This window comes from Sphingomonas sp. GC_Shp_6, assembly GCF_026540835.1.
Lineage (GTDB): Bacteria > Pseudomonadota > Alphaproteobacteria > Sphingomonadales > Sphingomonadaceae > Sphingomonas.
On the sequence record NZ_JALNUO010000011.1, the window covers coordinates 105,380 to 122,318 of the forward strand.

Annotated in this window: 17 protein-coding genes, 1 tRNA gene and 1 pseudogene; 9 read left to right on the top strand and 10 right to left on the bottom strand. The window is 68.2% G+C overall.

Annotated features, from left to right (window positions below):
* The first annotated feature begins 179 nt into the window (after positions 1-179).
* From OXQ95_RS13365 to OXQ95_RS13375, 3 genes are all read left to right on the top strand, one after another.
* Positions 180-560, top strand: a complete 381-nt coding sequence (locus tag OXQ95_RS13365) for a hypothetical protein (RefSeq protein WP_267381949.1) — start codon at positions 180-182, stop codon at positions 558-560.
* A 48-nt stretch (positions 561-608) separates the two neighbouring features.
* Positions 609-1,160 carry an RICIN domain-containing protein gene (locus tag OXQ95_RS13370; RefSeq protein WP_267381950.1) on the top strand — a complete coding sequence of 184 codons (552 nt, stop codon included), beginning with the start codon at positions 609-611 and terminating at the stop codon, positions 1,158-1,160.
* Between the two features lie 105 nt (positions 1,161-1,265).
* Entirely contained in the window at positions 1,266-2,228 is a 963-nt protein-coding gene (locus OXQ95_RS13375; protein WP_267381951.1) for an alpha/beta hydrolase, read from the top strand.
* Positions 2,229-2,277: 49 nt separating this feature from the next.
* Here OXQ95_RS13375 and OXQ95_RS13380 read toward each other — a convergent pair.
* From OXQ95_RS13380 to OXQ95_RS13400, 5 genes are all read right to left on the bottom strand, one after another.
* Positions 2,278-2,354: transfer RNA gene (locus OXQ95_RS13380), tRNA-Ile, on the bottom strand.
* A gap of 13 nt (positions 2,355-2,367) precedes the next feature.
* Entirely contained in the window at positions 2,368-3,405 is a 1,038-nt protein-coding gene (locus tag OXQ95_RS13385; RefSeq protein WP_267381952.1) for a phosphatase PAP2 family protein, read from the bottom strand.
* A gap of 165 nt (positions 3,406-3,570) precedes the next feature.
* On the bottom strand, positions 3,571-4,119 hold the full coding sequence (locus tag OXQ95_RS13390; RefSeq protein WP_267381953.1) for a glycine zipper 2TM domain-containing protein: 549 nt from the start codon (positions 4,117-4,119) through the stop codon (positions 3,571-3,573).
* Positions 4,120-4,308: 189 nt separating this feature from the next.
* Positions 4,309-5,610, bottom strand: a complete 1,302-nt coding sequence (locus OXQ95_RS13395) for a methyl-accepting chemotaxis protein (RefSeq protein WP_267381954.1) — start codon at positions 5,608-5,610, stop codon at positions 4,309-4,311.
* A gap of 67 nt (positions 5,611-5,677) precedes the next feature.
* Positions 5,678-7,957, bottom strand: coding sequence for a UvrD-helicase domain-containing protein (locus tag OXQ95_RS13400; protein WP_267381955.1), 2,280 nt, complete (start codon positions 7,955-7,957; stop codon positions 5,678-5,680).
* 219 nt (positions 7,958-8,176) lie between these two features.
* On the opposite strand from OXQ95_RS13400, the gene OXQ95_RS13405 reads away from it, so the two are divergent.
* Entirely contained in the window at positions 8,177-8,497 is a 321-nt protein-coding gene (locus OXQ95_RS13405) for a UrcA family protein (RefSeq protein ID WP_267381956.1), read from the top strand.
* A gap of 66 nt (positions 8,498-8,563) precedes the next feature.
* On the opposite strand, the gene rsmD is transcribed toward OXQ95_RS13405, so the two are convergent.
* Both rsmD and OXQ95_RS13415 read right to left on the bottom strand, forming a co-directional pair.
* The gene (gene rsmD, locus OXQ95_RS13410; protein WP_267381957.1) at positions 8,564-9,100 is read right to left on the bottom strand and encodes a 16S rRNA (guanine(966)-N(2))-methyltransferase RsmD; all 537 of its coding nucleotides are present in this window, start codon (positions 9,098-9,100) and stop codon (positions 8,564-8,566) included.
* Positions 9,101-9,816: 716 nt separating this feature from the next.
* Positions 9,817-10,521, bottom strand: a pseudogene (locus OXQ95_RS13415) (pseudouridine synthase); the annotation flags it as partial.
* A 176-nt stretch (positions 10,522-10,697) separates the two neighbouring features.
* Here OXQ95_RS13415 and OXQ95_RS13420 point away from each other — a divergent pair.
* Entirely contained in the window at positions 10,698-11,126 is a 429-nt protein-coding gene (locus tag OXQ95_RS13420; protein ID WP_242095213.1) for a response regulator, read from the top strand.
* Positions 11,127-11,136: 10 nt separating this feature from the next.
* Here OXQ95_RS13420 and OXQ95_RS13425 read toward each other — a convergent pair whose 3' ends face one another.
* From OXQ95_RS13425 to OXQ95_RS13435, 3 genes are all read right to left on the bottom strand, one after another.
* Positions 11,137-11,733 (bottom strand): GNAT family N-acetyltransferase, encoded by a 597-nt coding sequence (locus OXQ95_RS13425; RefSeq protein WP_267381958.1) that lies wholly within the window; start codon positions 11,731-11,733, stop codon positions 11,137-11,139.
* Positions 11,724-12,566 carry an oxygen-dependent coproporphyrinogen oxidase gene (hemF, locus tag OXQ95_RS13430; RefSeq protein ID WP_267381959.1) on the bottom strand — a complete coding sequence of 281 codons (843 nt, stop codon included), beginning with the start codon at positions 12,564-12,566 and terminating at the stop codon, positions 11,724-11,726. The genes OXQ95_RS13425 and hemF overlap by 10 nt, the downstream gene beginning before the upstream one ends.
* 158 nt (positions 12,567-12,724) lie before the next feature.
* Complete coding sequence (locus tag OXQ95_RS13435) at positions 12,725-13,171, bottom strand: tRNA (cytidine(34)-2'-O)-methyltransferase (RefSeq protein WP_267381960.1); 447 nt, start codon at positions 13,169-13,171, stop codon at positions 12,725-12,727.
* A gap of 175 nt (positions 13,172-13,346) precedes the next feature.
* On the opposite strand from OXQ95_RS13435, the gene petA reads away from it, so the two are divergent.
* The 4 genes from petA to OXQ95_RS13455 all read left to right on the top strand — a co-directional run bounded on the left by petA (position 13,347) and on the right by OXQ95_RS13455 (position 16,854).
* Positions 13,347-13,931 carry a ubiquinol-cytochrome c reductase iron-sulfur subunit gene (petA, locus tag OXQ95_RS13440; RefSeq protein ID WP_242095217.1) on the top strand — a complete coding sequence of 195 codons (585 nt, stop codon included), beginning with the start codon at positions 13,347-13,349 and terminating at the stop codon, positions 13,929-13,931.
* An 11-nt stretch (positions 13,932-13,942) separates the two neighbouring features.
* Positions 13,943-15,226: a cytochrome b/b6 gene (locus OXQ95_RS13445; RefSeq protein WP_267381961.1), complete on the top strand. Its 1,284-nt coding sequence runs from the start codon at positions 13,943-13,945 to the stop codon at positions 15,224-15,226.
* 31 nt (positions 15,227-15,257) lie between these two features.
* Complete coding sequence (locus OXQ95_RS13450; protein ID WP_267381962.1) at positions 15,258-16,127, top strand: cytochrome c1; 870 nt, start codon at positions 15,258-15,260, stop codon at positions 16,125-16,127.
* Positions 16,128-16,266: 139 nt separating this feature from the next.
* Positions 16,267-16,854 (top strand): hypothetical protein, encoded by a 588-nt coding sequence (locus OXQ95_RS13455; protein ID WP_267381963.1) that lies wholly within the window; start codon positions 16,267-16,269, stop codon positions 16,852-16,854.
* Positions 16,855-16,939: the final 85 nt, after the last annotated feature.

Genomic DNA, 16,939 nt, shown 5'->3' on the forward strand with positions numbered 1-16,939 from the left:
GTCGCACCGGACGAGGATGGCTTCCTGCGCCGCTGGATGCTGCTGGAACCGGTCGTCAAGCCCAACTGCACCAATGCCGGCTTCACCCCCAGCTATGCGCGCGACGCGCTCGCACTCAGCCATTATCCCGGCCGGCTGGGCGATTTGCCGCGTGACGGCGATGTGGCGCCCGGGGGGGGATGCGCTGGCATGCGCTCGATTCCACGCTGTTCGACGTCAAGCTGTTCAACCTGGCGCAGGGGCTGGGCAAGCCGACCTATGGGGTGATCTTCTGGGCGAGCACCGTGGTGAACAGCCCGCACGAGATGCGCTACGTCCGGCTGGCGGTCCGCTCCAATTCCGCGTCCTTGTGGTGGCTCCACGGCAAGGAGGTCGCCGGCCTGTTCGGCGATCGCCGCATGCAGCAGGGCGATGTCGTGTCGGCGCCGCTGACGCTGCACAAGGGGCGCAACGTGCTGCGCGGCGCGGTCATCAACGGTCCAGGCCTCAGCGATTTCTGCGTGCGTTTCCTCGACGCGGACGGCCGGCCGGTCCGCGACCTTGCCATCGCGGTGAAATAGCGCGGCTGCGCCCGACCGGACCGACCGCCCGATTGATCCGGAGACGCCATGAAGTACGCAGCTTTCGCCACAACGTGCCTCAGCCTTCTGCTGGCGATGCCGGGCGCCGCCACCGCCCAGTTGGCCCGCGAACCGTTCATTCACGATCCGTCCACCATCGCGCTGTCGGACGGCCGCTATTACACCTTCGGCACGCGCAGCGGCGGCCTGGTGTCGGACGATGGCTGGACATGGCATAGCGGCGGTGGCGGCGGTGGCGGCGGCGTGGCGCCCGATATCGTCAAGATTGGCGATCGCCATTATGTCGCCAAGGCGGGCGGCTGGTTCGGCGCGCCCTATTACCGGATCGCGATCGCGGGCACCGCGCGTTCGCTGGCGGTGGCCGGCGGCGATGTCGTGGCCGTCCCCGATTTCACCGGCGCGCCCGAGCAATCGTGGCGGATCGATCAACTGACCGATGGCACCTACCGGATCATGCCACGCACGATGACCGGCGCGAAGGTGCCGCTCGCGCTGGTGGCGATCGGTGCCAGCACCCCGGCGCTTGTCCGCTTCGACCTGATGAGCGATGCGGGTCGCTGGAGCTTCCAGCAGCCCTGACGCGGCCGACCGTGCGTCGATCCGCCCAAGCTCAGCCGGACGGACGACGTTTGACAAGCGACGATGGCGCCGGCGCACGCCGGCAGAGGATGAGGAACAGGGTTGATGAGAATGGTGACGACCTCATGGTATCTGACCGGGCTGGCGGCCCTGCTCCAGCCCGTGGCCGCGCCCGCCGCCGATCCGCTCCCGGTGGTCACCACCGTCCCGGCGGCGATCCCGCTCTGGCCGAACGGGGCGCCAGGATCCGAGGGGCGCCGACACGAGGCCGAAATCGGCCGCGATTATTGGGTGCGCAACATCCACGATCCCTCGCTGATCCCGTTCGCGGCGGCCGTCCGGCACAATACGGGGGCGGCGGTGATCGTCGTGCCGGGCGGCGGCCACAAGCTGCTGGTGTGGACCAACGAGGGCACCCGGGTGGCGACCGCGATGAACCGGATGGGGGTTTCCGCCTTCGTGCTGAAATACCGGCTCGCCCGTGAGGAGGGCTCGCGCTACTCCGTCGCGGGCGATGCGGCGGACGATCTGCGGCGCGCGATACGCTGGGTCCGCGCGCATGCGACCGCTTATCACATCGATCCCGCGCGGCTCGGCGTGATGGGCTTTTCGGCCGGCGGCGAGCTGGTGACGCTGGTCGCCGACAATGCCGAGCCGGCCGGGCGGCCGGTGCGCGACGCCATCGACCGGATGGGCGCGCGCCCCGATTTCCAGGTGCTGATCTTTCCGGGACCGGCGGGCCAGCCCGCCGACGCCATCACCCATGCGCCGCCGGCGTTCATCGCCGCGGGTTCGGTGGACCAATGCTGTGCCGCGCCCTCGGTCGCGCTGTACGAGCAGTTGCGCAAGGCACGGATCTCCGCCGAGCTCCACATGTACGCCGGCGCGGACCATGCCTTCAATCTCGACGAAACCGATCGCATCGCCGTCCTGCACTGGCCCGACCGGCTGGCCGACTGGCTTGCGGACGGCGGCTGGCTCGATGGTTCGAAGAATGGCGCATCCGATCGCGGCGCGGCCGGGTCGGGGCAAGCCCGGGATGGAGCCTCTGGGGCTAAGCGGCCTTAGCCCGGAGCGTTGCGGGCTTGTGATCGCCCAGCGCAGGCATGCGACACGGTGGTGGGCCCGGCAGGACTTGAACCCGCAACCTAGCCGTTATGAGCGGCCAGCTCTAACCAGTTGAGCTACAGGCCCACGCCGCGCGGTCCTATAAGCCCGATGCGCCGCTCGCAACCCCGCCGCTCTGGCGATCGAGCACAACGCCGTTCACCACGGCCGCGGGGCGGTGGCGCCACAGCAGGAGGTTGACCTCGGCGGCGAGCGCCATCGCCGCGAACGCCACGAACGCGCCGATCACCATGTCGATCAGATAATGCGTGCCCTCCACCGGCGTGGACAGCAGCATGGCCACGTTGATCGCCAGCACGGGCCAGCGCAGCACCGGATAGCGCCACGCGCCGAAGATGTAGAGCATCGCCGCCGTGGTGTGGAAGCTGGGCGCCGACACCAGCCCGCGCAGCGCGCCGATATCGACATAGTGTATCGCGTGCAGCCGAAGCGCGGGGATCAGCTCGGGCTGCCACAGCGCGCTTTCGGGCATATAGGGCACCGAGCCATGCCAGAGATAGGCGAGCGGGCCGACCGCGGGCATGAAGTGGAACATCGCGAGCGCGATGATCGCCGCCAGCCAGAAAGTCGCGATGAACGCGCGCGCCTCGGCCCGGCGGTTGGTCCAGGCCAGATAGGCGAGGAAGATCGCGGGCGTGACATAGATGCTCTGATAGGCGGCGCGTCCGAGAAGCTGCAGGCTGTGATGCGCGGCGACCGTGCGATACCAGGCGAGCCAGTCGAAATGGAGCATCACGTCCATCCGTTGAAGCCGCGCATCGACGAAGCCATGCGTCGCCGCCGCGCAAGGATAGCTCGCCACCGCGCCGATCAGCGTCACCAGCGTGATGAGCGCATAATATTCGGCGCCGTCGCGCAGCGCGCGCTGCAGCCGCGTGCGGGGATGGCGATAGCCGAAGCGAAGCGCGGCGGCGATCAGGCCGCAAACGTAAAAGGGCGCGTCGTCCGTGGCGAAGGGATCGATCTTCAGCCCCGTGGCCGCCATCATCACCGCCAGCACCGCGAAGCTGACGAGCAGCATCGTCACCAGCCATGTGCCGGGGATCATCCGCACCGGCGGCGTGGCCGGACGCACCGCCGAGCCGCGGTCGATCAGCGACGCGGCGATGGAGGACAATGGATGAATCATTCGCGACCTTTGCATCCGGCGACGACGCGTCGCCGGCTCCCCCCGGAGGATGCGCGATAATCTACGACACCTGAACGTAATATAACAGTCTTATGACGATCCCCCCGATCCGCGGGAGCCTGCGCCGGCCGGGAGCACGACGCAGGCGATCGTTCAGCGGCAGCGGACCTGGCTGTTGTTCTGGTCGATGGCGCGGCCCGCGAGCCCGCCGACCGCTGCACCGAGCAGCGTACCGACGGTTCGCGAATGGCCGCCGTCGATCACGTTGCCGAGAATGCCGCCACCCGCGGCACCGATGATGAGGCCCGTCGTGCCGTCGCTGCGCTTGCAATAATAACGGCCGTCGGTGCCGGCATAGACGCGGTCGTCGGTCGAGAGCGTGCGCTCCTGATAGTTGGAGCCCGAACGGTAATAGCGCACGGGATCATAGCCCTGCTCGACGCGGTCGTCCGGATAGCCGCCATTGTCGTAGCCGGCGGGCGGGGCCTGGCGATAGCCGCCATTGTCGTACCCGCCATTATAGCCGCCGCGCCGCGAGGCCTGGTAGCGTTCGGCTTCCTGGCGATAGATCTGGTATTCCCGATCGAACCGCGCCTGTGCGGCGTTGAAGCGGGCATCGTCCTGCGGGCTCTGCGCGACGGCGGGCATGGCGGTGCCGAGCGTCGCAATGGCGAGACCGGCGGCGAGGAGGCGGGTGAACATGGCAAGGTTCCTCTCGGAAAAGGGCGACCCGACGGTTCGGGCGTGCGGGGAATACGTTGCGCAGGCGAGACGGTTCCTGAACGGGATCGTCGGCTGGCGTTCAGTCGGCCGGCGCGAGCGGCGGTTCGGACGCGGATCGGCCATGTGCTCGCTCCTCCGCTCGCAGGGAGGATTGGGCGACCCGCCGCGTCAGCGTGCGCCGGCGGCCTCGACGAACCGGGTGGCGCGATCGTGGAGGCGGCTGGCGGAATGATCGAGCGTTTCGGACAGTTCGCGGAGCACGACGGCGTCCTTGCCGAGCCCGGCGGCCTTTTCGTTCATGCCCCGCGCACGGTCCGCGATGCCCAGCCCGGCGTCCACGGCCTGATCGACATTGTTCGCGATCGTCCGCGTGGCATCCTGCTGCTCACCGATCGCGGTGTCGATCGCGCGCGAAATGTCGGCGATGGCGGCGATCGCCTGATCGATGTCGCGATGGCCGACCAAAACCTGGTCGAGCACGTGATGAATCGAGCGGACATGCGAACCGACGTCGCGTGCCGCCGTCCGCGTCTGCTCCGCAAGGCTGCGCACTTCGGCGGCGACGACGCTGAAGCCGCGGCCCGCATCGCCGGCATGCGCCGCCTCGATGCTCGCGTTGAGCGCCAACAGGTTGGTGCGTGCGGCGATCTCGCCGATCGTCGCCAACATGGTGTCGATCGTGCGGGTGGTGGTGGCCAGCAGATCGACGCGTTCGCCCGCCGCGCTGACGGTGGAGCGGGCATCGACACGGATCGTCTGCGCGTCGGTCGTTCGCCGCGTCACGCAGTCCAGCGCGTCGTCGAGCATTCGGCCCTGCGTCCCGATCGCCTCCAGCGCGCTCGACGACTGGCGCGTCGCCGTCGCGATCGACAAGGCGTCGCTGCAGGTTTCGTGAGCCTTTCCGGCCACCTGGCGGGCGAACCCGTTCACGCCCAGAGCGATCGTTCGCAGCTCCTGCGCCATGGCGAGGATCTCCGCATTGAACTCGCGCCCCGCCGCATCGAGCCGCGCGACGCGTTCCGCCTCGTCGCGGCTCGCCCGACGATCGCGTTCGACCGACAGGCGGACGAAATCGCGATGGCCCAGCACGCCCGCATAGAAGCCTCCACGGGTCAGGATGATGCCCGCGATCGCGCCTGCCGCGGCGTAGAGTTCGAGCAGATCGGCGGTCGATCCCTGCATCTCGGCGATCGGGCAGAGCCGGATCATCGGCTCGAGAGATCCGCCGAACGCCGGATTCATCGTGAGGGCATGGCCGTAAGGATTGAACAGGATGTCGCGCATCTCGCGCTCCAGGATCATCCCGACCGGCCGGTCGTCCTCCCCGACGACCACCAGGAAGGGCAGATACGGATCGTCGCGAAACCGCTCGAACGCCGTCACGAGCCGGGAGCCGCGCGCGATCGGCGGGCCATAGGAAAAGGCCTCACGATCCTCATCCGCGAACATGATTTGGGACGTGACGGCCATGCCCCCTATTAACCTGAAGCAGTAAACGGGAGTTTATCCGGGCGTGACGCTTTCGTGACGCAGCGCGTCACGGCGCCAGCGTCACGAAACTGTCCATCACCCGTTTCCGCCCCGCCGTTTCGAAATCGATTTCCAGCTTGTTGCCCTCGATCTCGGCGATCGTGCCATAGCCGAATTTCTGATGGAACACGCGCAGCCCCGGCGACACGTCGTCGCGCCCCTTGTTGCCCAGGCTGACCGCGCTCGCGCGCGCCTCGACCACGCGGGCGGGGGTGGTGGCATAGCCGCCGGCCGAGGCCGCGCGCTGCCAGCCCGGGCCGCGTCCGGTGCCCCGCGCCACGTCGGCGAACGGGTCGGCCCGGTCCGACCAGTTCGCCTGCCACAGGCTCGCGCCGCCCGACAGCGTGGTCTCGCTCTCGATATGTTCGGGGGGAAGTTCGCCGACGAAGCGACTGGGAATACTGGAATTCCACTGGCCGTAGATGCGCCGGTTCGCCGCGTGGAAGATCACCGCCAGGCGGCGGGCGCGGGTGATCGCGACATAGGCGAGGCGGCGTTCCTCCTCCAGCGCGGAGGTGCCGCCTTCGTCGAGCGAACGTTGCGACGGGAACAGCCCTTCCTCCCAGCCGACCAGGAAGACGGTGTCATATTCCAGCCCCTTGGCGGCGTGGATCGTCATGATCGTCACTTGCGGTTCGGCGACACGACCTTCGGTGTCCATCACCAGCGAGACATGTTCGAGGAACGCGCCGAGGCTGTCATATTCCTCCATCGCACGCACGAGTTCGGAAAGATTCTCCAGCCGTCCGGCGGCCTCGGCCGATTTCTCGTTCTGGTACATCGCGGTATAGCCGCTCTCGTCGAGCAACTGCCGCGCGAGTTCGGCATGGGGCAGCGTCGTCGCCATCTCACGCCAGCGCGCGATGTCGCCGACGAGGCGGCCGAGCGACTTGCGTGCGGTGCCGGCCAGCTCGTCGGTATCGAGGATGCGCGCGGCGGCGGTGGCGAGCGGCACATGCGTGGCGCGCGCCAGTTGGTGGATACGCGCCACCGCCTTGTCGCCCAAACCGCGCTTGGGCACGTTGACGATGCGTTCGAAAGCGAGATCGTCCGCGGGCTGGTTGACGACGCGCAGATAGGCGAGCGCGTCGCGGATCTCGGCACGCTCGTAGAAGCGGAAGCCGCCGACGATCTTGTACGGCATGCCGGTCGCGATGAAGCGATCCTCGAACTCGCGCGTCTGGTGCTGCGCGCGCACCAGGATCGCGACGCTGTCGAGGCTCTTGCCCGACCGCCGCGCGCTGTCGATCTCCTCGCCGACGCGGCGCGCTTCCTCGGGGCCGTCCCAGACGCCGATCACCTTCACCTTTTCGCCGGCGTCGAGTTCGGTCCAGAGCTGCTTGCCGAGCCGGCCGCCATTGTTGGCGATCACGCCCGATGCGGCGCCCAGGATGTGCGGCGTGCTGCGGTAATTCTGTTCGAGCCGGATCACCTTGGCGCCGGGAAAGTCGCGTTCGAACTTCAGGATGTTCTCGACCTGCGCGCCGCGCCAGGAATAGATCGATTGATCGTCGTCGCCGACGCAGGCGATGTTCCGGCGCTCCTGCGCGAGCAGGCGGAGCCAGAGATACTGGCTCGAGTTGGTGTCCTGATATTCGTCCACCATGATGTAGCGGAAGCGTTTCTGATAAAGCTCCAGCACGTCGCGGTGCGTCTTCAGGATGACGAGCATGTGCAGCAGCAGGTCGCCGAAGTCGCAGGCGTTGAGCGCGACCAGCCGCGCCTGATATTGCGCATAGAGTTCGCCGCCGCGGCCGTTGGCGTAGCGTTCGCTCTCGCCGGCATCGATGTCCGCGGGGACGAGCCCCTTGTTCTTCCACTGGTCGATCAGCCCCGCCAGGCTGCGCGCGGGAAAGCGTTTCTCGTCGATGTCGGCGGCGAGAATGAGCTGTTTCAGCAGCCGCAACTGGTCGTCGGTGTCGAGGATGCTGAAATTGGATTGCAGCCCCACGAGTTCGGCATGGCGACGCAGCATCTTGGCGGCGATCGCGTGGAAGGTGCCGAGCCAGGGCATGCCCTCGACCGCGTCACCCACCAGCCGGCCGACGCGCTCGCGCATCTCGCGTGCGGCCTTGTTGGTGAAGGTGACGCTCAGGATCTCGCTGGGATACGCCTTGCGGGTGAAGAGCAGATGCGCGAGCCGTGCGGTCAAAGCCGCGGTCTTGCCCGTGCCGGCGCCCGCCAGCACGAGCACGGGGCCGTCGGTCGTCAGCACCGCCTCACGCTGTTCGGGGTTCAGGCCGCGGAGATAGGGCGGGTCGGCGGGATTCTGGGCGAGCTGGGTCACCGGTGAACAGGTAGGGAACGCGGGGCTCCAGGGCAACCTTGCGGCGTCGGGGCACGGACTTTCGCGTCGTCTTCATACCGTCGCGAAGCGGTCGCGAGCCCGTCACGGGAGCCGACTAGGGGAGGCGTGCCGGTGATGCCGGCCCGTGATTTCGGTCCGTCAGAGGCGCGATGCGGGCCCGGCGCGGCGGTTGGCAGATCGTCCATCAGGAGAAACATCGTGATTTATTTCGTCTGTCGCGGCGCCGCCGCGGCCGTTTTCGCCATGCTTTGCATCGCGCCCGCCGTCGCCCAGACTCGCGAGCCGGTGCAGGTCCATGTGTCGAGCGCCGGGCTCGACCTCGCCAATCCGCGCGACCGTACGATCCTGGGCGAACGGATCCGCATCGCGGCCGACCAGGCCTGCGTCTCGATGGCGACCGGCCTCGTTCGCGAGCGCGACGAGCAGCAGTGCCACGCCGAAATGCTCCGCGACGGCGCCACGCAGATCGCGGCGATCGCGGCGCGTTCGGGCGTCGAAGTGGCCGCCATCCAGCGTTGAGGCGGTGGCCGGGCCGGGCCGGGGGCGGAGCGGCCGGCATCGCCCCCGGACTCGCCGGCGCCCGTGTCAGTCGGCGCGCAGCAAGGTGATCCGCGCCTTGCCGTGAACGCGGCTGGCATCGATCGTGAAGCCGGCGATCACGGGCTCCTCGGCCTTGGCGGTCTCGATGCTGATCCACGTCGCCGCGCCCGTCCAGCCGAGCCGCGCGAGGCGATCGAGCGCGACGACCCCCGCGCCCGTGCCATAAGGCGGATCCATAAGGATCAGGTCGAGCGGCGCGGCGGCGGGCGGCAGCGCCATCACCGACGTGGCGCGCACGTCCTGCCGCGTGCCCAGCTTCGCCAGATTGGCCTGCAGCGCGTCGAGCGCGGGGCGATCCTGTTCGACGAACAGGCACGCCGCGGCACCGCGCGACAGCGCCTCGATCCCGAGCGCACCCGATCCGGCGAAGAGATCGGCGACGGTCAGCCCCTCGAAACTGCCGACGCGGCTCGTCAGCATCGAGAACAGCGCCTCGCGCGTGCGATCGGCGGTGGGGCGCGTGGCCTCGCCCTTGGGCGCGACGAGCGGGCGGCCCCGCCACTGGCCAGCGATGACGCGCATCAGCGCTTGCCCCCGCGCGGGGTGCGCGGCGGATGGCCGCGGCCGCCTGCCGGACCCTTGGCCGGCTTTCCGCCGGCGGGCTTGCCGGCCGTGGGGCGGGGGGCGCCGCGATCGTCCGAGCGGGTGCGATCCGTGCGCACGCGCTCGGTGCCGGCATAGGGCGTGCGCGCCGCGGTGCGCGCGGTGCGGCCGTTCGCGGTTTCGTCCGCCGGTGCGCGGTCGCGGCTTGCAAAGGCTCCGCGCTCACCCTGGCGACCCGAGCGGCCACCCCCCTCGGGCTTGGCGAAGCCCGTGCGCGGGGCGTCGCGGCCGGGGCGCTCGGTGCGCGGCGCATCACTGCGGGCATTGCGGTCGCCGAAGCGCGGTTTGGTCGCATCCGTCCGAGCGGGGCGGTCGGTGCGGGTGTCGCGGTCCACGCCGGGTTTGGCATAGGGCCGGCTCGTGCGGGACCGTTCGTCGGTGGCGACTTCGCGGATGCGGAAGGGCCGCTCGGTGGTGGCGGCGCGGGGCGTCTGTGGGCGGACGGGCCCGCCCTCGCTCGCCGGGCGGATGCGGAACGGCCGTTCGGGTTCGCGCGCAGGGCGCAGGTCGCGTGCCGGGGCGGGGCGGGGCGCCCGCGCGGCCGGCGCGGCGCGGCGTGCCTCCACCGTCACGACGGCCGGCGCGACCGGCGCATTGGGCACGTCGAGGCTCGCCGACAGCGCCGGCGCGCGCCCGAGCGACTTGCGGAAATCGACCAGATCGTGCTGCTTGACCTCGCCGAGCTGCCCCGGCTCCAGTTCGCCCAGCACGAACGGGCCGTAGCGGATGCGGATCAGCCGCGACACCTGAAGCCCGAGATGCTCCAGCACGCGGCGCACCTCGCGGTTCTTGCCCTCGGTCAGCGTCATCTCGATCCACACGTTCGCGCCGGTGCGCCGCTCGATATTGGCGTCGATCGATCCGTAGCGGATGCCCTCGATCTCGATCCCCTGGGACAGATCCTCGAGCTGCTGCTGCGTGACCGGGCCATAAGCGCGCGCACGATAGGCGCGCTCGACGCCGGTGGCGGGCAGCTCCAGCTGCCGCTTCAGCCCGCCATCGGTGGTCAGCAGCAACAGCCCCTCGGTCGCCAGATCGAGCCGCCCCACCGGCACGACGCGCGGCAGATCGTCGGGCAGGTGATCGTAGATCGTCGGCCGCTCGCGCGGGTCGCGCTCCGTCACCAGCAGGCCGGGCGGCTTGTGATAGAGGAACAGCCGCGTCGGTTCGGGTGCCTGGACGGGCTGGCCGTCCACCGTGACGCCATCGAGCGTCGTCAGGACCGTCGCGGGCGTGGTCAGCACGGTGCCGTGGATCGCGATCCGCCCGTCCTCGATCATCCGTTCCACCTCGCGGCGCGAGGCGATGCCGGCGCGGGCGAGCAGCTTGGCGATGCGCTCTCCGGCGCGCGGGGCGGGGCGTTCGCCGGCGCCGGGATCTCGAGGGGTATCGGTCATCGCCGCGCTGATAGCCGAATGCGCACCCCCATGCGAAAATATTTGCATCCCCGCGCGCAGCGGCGCGTTAGGAGACGGACGCGTAACGAGCCTGCTGGGCGGACGAGGATGAGCAAGGCATGATCTTCGGACGGAAGAAGCGGCAGATCGTGCGCCTGCTCGTCGTGGAGGACGAGCCGCTGGTGGCGTTCGATACCGAACATTTCCTGTCGGATGCGAATTATACGATCGTCGGTACGGTCGACCGCGTGGCCGATGCGGTCGCGGTGATTGGGCGGGGCGAGCCCATCGATCTGGTGCTGGTGGACGTCCGCCTGGCCGACGGATCGGGACTCGACGTGGCCCGCGCAGCGCTCGCGCAGGAGATCCCGGTGTTGTTCGTGACCGGCAATTTCCCGCCCGAGGCGCAGCCTTTGGCCGCGGGCTGCCTCGCCAAACCCTATGCGCAGCGCGACCTGATCGCCGCGATCGCCGCAATCGAGGCGGCGATCGACGGCCGGCCGGCCAAGCGTATGCCGCCGGGCTTGACGATCTTTCTGGAAGCCTGAGTCGTTCCCGTTATGCGGGCCGGTCGGCGATGCACGGGATCTGCGGTGCGGCGTCGCGCGGCAGCGTGCCCGACAGGCGAGGATCGGGGAACGTCTCCATGGTGCGTGACGTCGCGGTGAAGCCCTGCGCGCGGTAGAAGCCGAGCGCCGACGGATGGTCGAGCGTGCAGGTGCACACCGACAACCGCGTCACGCCCGGCGTCCAGGCGCGGGCGAGCGTTTCCGCCATCATCCAACGGCCATGGCCCTGGCCCGCCAGTTCGGGCACGAGCCCGAAATAGGCGAGCCTGACATCGCCCGGCTGGCGGTGATCGAGTTCGACCATCCCCACCTCGATCCCGCGCGGATCGACCGCCGCGAAGACCTGCACGCCGGGGTCCGCAAGAATGGCGGCGAGGTCGGCGTCCGCCATCACCAGCCGCGAATACCAGAGCCAGGGCGAGCCCACCCGCGCGAACAGCATGCGATAGCGGGCGAGCGTCGGCTCGGCCCAGCGCACCAGCCGCAACGGCGAGGGTGGGACGGGGCGCAGCGGCGGCCGCCGCGTCATCTCCAGCGTGGTGACGATCGTGGCAAGATCGCCGTTCGGCACCGCGATCAGTCCCATGTCGCCACCGGCGGCAAGCTCATCAGGATCGCATCGATATTGCCGCCGGTCTTCAGCCCGAAGAGCGTGCCGCGATCATAGACGAGGTTGAATTCGGCATAACGCCCCCGCCATGCGCGCATCGCTGCCACATCGGCAGCGTCGAACGGCGCGTCCATCCGCGCCCGCACGATCGCAGGATAGGCCGACAGGAAGGCCAGCCCGACGTCGCGCACGAACGCGAAATCGGCGTCGAAGTCGCTTTCCAGATGATCGAAGAAGATTCCGCCGACGCCGCGGTGCACCTGCCGGTGCGGAATGTAGAAATACTCGTCGGCCCAGGCCTTGAAGCGCGGATAATAGCCCGGATCATGCGCGTCGCACGCCTCGCGCATTGCCGCGTGGAAGGCGACCGTGTCTTCGGCGATCGGCAGTGGCGGATTGAGGTCCGCGCCGCCGCCGAACCAGCGTTTGGTGGTGGCGAGGAAGCGGCAGTTCATGTGCACCGCGGGAACGTGCGGATTGGCCATGTGCGCGACGAGGCTGATCCCGGTGGCGGCGAATTGCGGATGCTCGCCGGCGCCGTGGATCGACTTGGCGAAGTCGCCCTCGAACGTGCCGCCGACGGTCGAGACGTTGACGCCCACCTTCTCGAACACCCGGCCCTTCATCACCCCGCGCACGCCGCCGCCGCCCGGCGCACCGCTCGGGTCCGCGCGGTCCCAGGGCGTGTAGGCGAAGGCGGCGTCCGATCCCGCCTCGCGCTCGATCGCCTCGAATTCGGCGCAGATGCGGTCGCGCAGGGTTTCGAACCAGGCGCGGGCGGCGGTTTGCTGGGGGTCGGGCGGTGGCATGGCGGTGCCCCTATCAAATCCTGTTTCGCACGGGGAGGATTTTAGGCGGGATCGGTTTCAGCCATGGCGATCGGGTCGGCGCCAAGTTCCGAAGAAACGATGTTCGCTCCGCGCCTCCGTGCGACCCGCTTCGATCTCCGAAGGCCCGGCGTCCCGGTCTAAACCGGCCAACCCATCTGCCGCATCGCCTCGCCGAGCACGATCGCGGTGGTGGCGGCCACGTTCAGCGAGCGGAACCCGTCGCGCATCGGTACCCGCACCCGGAGGTCGGCGCGGGCATGGACCGGCTCGGGAACGCCCGCGCCCTCCGATCCCAGCAGCAGCACGTCGTCCGCGCGAAAGCTGGCGGCGGGGAGGTCGATCGCACCGGTGGTCGTCAACAGCACGATCCGCCCCACCACCTGCGCCTCGAACGCCGCCCAATCGACATGGCGCACCACATCGACGCGGCGCGCATAATCCATGCCCGCGCGCGCCAGCGAACGGTCGCCCCAGGGGAAGCCCATCGGCTCGATCAGGTCGACGCCGGCGCCCAGGCACGCCGCGGTGCGCAGGATCGTGCCGACATTGCCGGCGATATCCGGCTCGTAGAGCGCGATGCGCATGATGGATGTTCTCCGCCGACGCGCCGCCCCCCGCGGCCGCGCAAAATGCCTGTTGGCAAAGCGCCCGTCCGCCGTCTATCACATCATGGCAGCCTTTGGGGACGAAAGGCGCGGCACGGCGGGGGCGCTGTCTTCCGTACGTGGCTTCGGTATCCGGGGTTATAGGGCGAGTTGAATGGCGAACGTCGACACCATGGTTCCTCCCGGCGAAGATCCCGCGCCGTTCCACGAACCGATCGACGATCCGCGCCGCCGCGATTTCATCAACGTCGCCGCGGTGTCCTTCGCCGGCGTCGGGGCGCTTGCCATCGTGCTGCCGCTCATCAACCAGATGAACCCGTCCGCCGACGTGCTCGCGCAATCGACCACGGTGGTCGACCTGAGCAAGGTGGAGGCGGGGCAGGGCGTCATCACCTCGTTCCGCAAGCAGCCGCTGTTCGTACGCAACCTGACCGCCAAGGAGATTGCCGAGGCCGATGCCGTCGCGCTGAACGAACTGCGCGATCCGCAGACGCTGGAGCAGCGGACCAAGGCGGGGCACAAGAACTGGCTCATCACGCTCGGCGTCTGCACGCATCTCGGCTGCATTCCGCTCGGCATCCACGAGGGCGAGAACCGCGGCAAATATGGCGGCTATTTCTGCCCCTGCCACGGCTCGCAATATGACACCGCAGCACGCATCCGACAGGGGCCTGCGCCCAAGAATCTGTTCGTGCCCGAGTATAATTTCACGACGCCGACCAGCGTCACGGTCGGCTGAGGAACGAGAATATGAGCTTTTCCTGGGCCAAGCATTACGAGCCGAAGCAGCCGCTGATGCGGTGGCTCGACGAGAAGCTGCCGATCCCGCGGCTTGCCTATAACGCCGTGGGCGCGGGCTATCCGGTGCCGCGCAACCTCAACTATTTCTGGAATTTCGGCGTGCTGGCCGGTGCCGCGCTCGCGGTGCAGATCGTCACGGGCATCGTGCTCGCCATGCATTATGCAGCCAATGCCGGTGTCGCCTTCGACAGCGTCGAGGGCATCATGCGCGACGTGAACGCCGGCTGGTTCCTGCGCTATGCGCACGCGAACGGCGCGTCGATGTTCTTCATCGTGGTCTATACGCACATCTTCCGCGGGCTGTATTACGGGTCGTACAAGGCGCCGCGCGAGATGGTGTGGCTGCTGGGCGTCACGATCTTCCTGCTCATGATGGCCACCGCCTTCATGGGCTATGTGCTGCCATGGGGGCAGATGAGCTTCTGGGGGGCGCAGGTCATCACCGGCTTCTTCTCCGCGATCCCGCTGGTGGGCGAGACGATCCGGGTGTGGCTGCTGGGCGGCTATGCGCCCGACAATGCCGCGCTCAACCGCTTCTTCTCGCTCCATTATCTGCTGCCGTTCGTGATCGCGGCGGTGATCGTGCTGCACATCTGGGCGCTGCACATTCCGGGGTCGAACAACCCGACTGGCGTCGACGTGAAGGGGCCGCAGGATACCGTGCCCTTTCACCCCTATTACACCGCCAAGGACGGCGTCGGTGTCGGCGTGTTCTTCCTGGTGTTCGCCGCGCTGGTGTTCTTCTTCCCGAACCTGCTCGGCCATCCGGACAATTACATCCCGGCCAATCCGCTTTCGACGCCCGCGCATATCGTGCCCGAATGGTATTTCTGGCCCTTCTACGCGATCCTGCGCTCGTTCACCGCGGATTTCATCCTGCCGGCGAAGCTCTGGGGCGTGCTGGCGATGTTCGGTTCGATCCTGCTGCTGTTCTTCCTGCCCTGGCTCGACTCGTCGCCGGTGCGCTCGAACAACTATCGGCCCAAGGCACGGATCGCCTTCTGGGTGCTGGTGGTCGACGTGTTGTGCCTCGGCTGGGTCGGCGGCGCGGAGGCATCGCCTGGCTACATCATGCTCGGGCAGATTAGCGCGGCCTATTATTTCGCGCATTTTCTGATCGTGCTGCCGATCATCTCGCGTTCGGAGCGGCCCCGGCCGCTGCCCAATTCGATCACCGAAGCCGTGCTGGAAAAGCATGGCGGCACCAGCCCCGCCAAGACGGCGCTGGCGTAAGACGAACGAAGACTTAGGGGTAGAACGGGACATGGTTCGAGCAATTGCAGCTCTGGTCGGCGCGGCGTTCGTCTTCGTGCTGGCGCTCGCGCTGTTCGGCACGGTGTCGGACCGGATCAAGAATCCGCCGGCGGAAACCGCCGCGGAGTTCGTGCAGGGGCGGATCGAGGCCACGACCGGATCGCACCTGCTGAACGCCGGGCTGTCCTCGGACGGCGTGCTCGGCAAATATGACCGGCGCCAGCTTCAGCGCGGGTTCCAGGTGTACAAGGAGGTCTGCTCGGCCTGCCACTCGATCCGCCTCGTCGCGTTTCGCGACCTCGCGCAGATCGGCTATACCGCACCCGAGGTGAAGGCGATCGCCAACCAGTGGCAGATCGAGCAGCCCGCGCCCAATCCCGACACGGGCGAGGCCTCGACGCGCAAGAACATTCCGTCCGATCACTTCCCGCTCGTCTTCGCCAACGACATCGCCGCGCGCGCTGCCAACAACAATGCGGTGCCGCCCGACCTGTCAGACATGACGAAGGCGCGGCACGGTGGGGCGAACTATGTCTACTCGCTCGTCGGCCATGGCTATGTGAAGCAGCCGACCGATCTGGTGAAGGAATTCCCCGACATCGCAACCCCCAAGGGGCTGTACTACAACCAGTATTTCGCGAACCTCAACATCGCGATGCCGCCGCCGCTGAAGTCCGACGGTCAAGTGCAATATGCCGACGGCACCCGCCCGACGGTGGACCAGATGGCGAAGGACGTGGCGGCGTTCCTGAGCTGGACGGCCGAGCCCAATCTGGAGGCGCGCCACGCCGCCGGGCTCGCGGCGGTGATCTTCCTGATGATCTTCTGCTTCCTGGCTTGGGGCGCCTATCAGAATGTCTGGCGCGACCTGAAGCATTGAAGGCTGGATTGCCCGGCGCGGTTTGAAGCACCAAAGCGGCGTTCCGCGTCCGTTCCGGCCGGAACGGAACCGGTATCACTACGGTCCGTTGATGGTGTTCGACGGCGCGTCTTGCCGTCCCAAGTATGGGATTATATCCATGAACCTCAAGAGCATCGCTCTCGCCGGTATGGCCGGTCTGATGACGCTTGGTACGGCCGGCTGCAACGATGGTTACGGCTATGGCGGCGTCGGTGTCGGCTATGACGCGGCGGGCTATGGCCCCGGCTATTACGGCGGTGGCTATGGCGGCTATGGCGGCTATGGCTATGACGGGTTCGGCTATGGTGGCTATGGTGGCTCGTATTTCGGCTGGTACGGCGACTATTATTATCCCGGCAGCGGCGTGTACGTCTATGATCGCTATCGCCGGCCCTATCGCTGGAATGGCAATCAGCAGCGCTACTGGCAGGGCCGCGGCGGCGGCTATCGCGGTGGCGGCAATTGGGGCGGCTTCGGCCACGGCGATCGCGGGGCGAACTTCAACGGCGGTGGCTATCACGGAAACGGCGCCGGGTTCCAAGGCCGTGGCGGGTTCACCGGGCAGGGTGCAGGTGTCCCGGGGGCGAACGGCGCGCCAGGTGGCGGGCAGCGTGGCGGCAGTCCGGGTGGGTTCCATGGTGGCGGCTTCCATGGCGGTGGCTTCCATGGCGGCGGGCACGGCAATGGTGGGCACGGGCATCGCTGAGCCGGCGGCGCCCACGGCGTCTTGGGTTTCGCGCTAAGACGCCAGGATGCGGAGAGTGGCGTGCATAGAGTTTGATGACGCCACT

What these genes read in the sequence shown, in the direction of transcription:
- OXQ95_RS13365 (WP_267381949.1), top strand. Translation starts at nt 180, where the DNA reads ATGCGCTGGCATGCGCTCGATTCCACGCTGTTCGACGTCAAGCTGTTC.
- OXQ95_RS13370 (WP_267381950.1), top strand. Translation starts at nt 609, where the DNA reads ATGAAGTACGCAGCTTTCGCCACAACGTGCCTCAGCCTTCTGCTGGCG.
- OXQ95_RS13375 (WP_267381951.1), top strand. Translation starts at nt 1,266, where the DNA reads ATGAGAATGGTGACGACCTCATGGTATCTGACCGGGCTGGCGGCCCTG.
- OXQ95_RS13390 (WP_267381953.1), bottom strand. Translation starts at nt 4,119, where the DNA reads ATGTTCACCCGCCTCCTCGCCGCCGGTCTCGCCATTGCGACGCTCGGC.
- OXQ95_RS13395 (WP_267381954.1), bottom strand. Translation starts at nt 5,610, where the DNA reads ATGGCCGTCACGTCCCAAATCATGTTCGCGGATGAGGATCGTGAGGCC.
- rsmD (WP_267381957.1), bottom strand. Translation starts at nt 9,100, where the DNA reads ATGCGCGTCATCGCTGGCCAGTGGCGGGGCCGCCCGCTCGTCGCGCCC.
- OXQ95_RS13420 (WP_242095213.1), top strand. Translation starts at nt 10,698, where the DNA reads ATGATCTTCGGACGGAAGAAGCGGCAGATCGTGCGCCTGCTCGTCGTG.
- OXQ95_RS13425 (WP_267381958.1), bottom strand. Translation starts at nt 11,733, where the DNA reads ATGGGACTGATCGCGGTGCCGAACGGCGATCTTGCCACGATCGTCACC.
- hemF (WP_267381959.1), bottom strand. Translation starts at nt 12,566, where the DNA reads ATGCCACCGCCCGACCCCCAGCAAACCGCCGCCCGCGCCTGGTTCGAA.
- OXQ95_RS13435 (WP_267381960.1), bottom strand. Translation starts at nt 13,171, where the DNA reads ATGCGCATCGCGCTCTACGAGCCGGATATCGCCGGCAATGTCGGCACG.
- petA (WP_242095217.1), top strand. Translation starts at nt 13,347, where the DNA reads ATGGCGAACGTCGACACCATGGTTCCTCCCGGCGAAGATCCCGCGCCG.
- OXQ95_RS13445 (WP_267381961.1), top strand. Translation starts at nt 13,943, where the DNA reads ATGAGCTTTTCCTGGGCCAAGCATTACGAGCCGAAGCAGCCGCTGATG.
- OXQ95_RS13450 (WP_267381962.1), top strand. Translation starts at nt 15,258, where the DNA reads ATGGTTCGAGCAATTGCAGCTCTGGTCGGCGCGGCGTTCGTCTTCGTG.
- OXQ95_RS13455 (WP_267381963.1), top strand. Translation starts at nt 16,267, where the DNA reads ATGAACCTCAAGAGCATCGCTCTCGCCGGTATGGCCGGTCTGATGACG.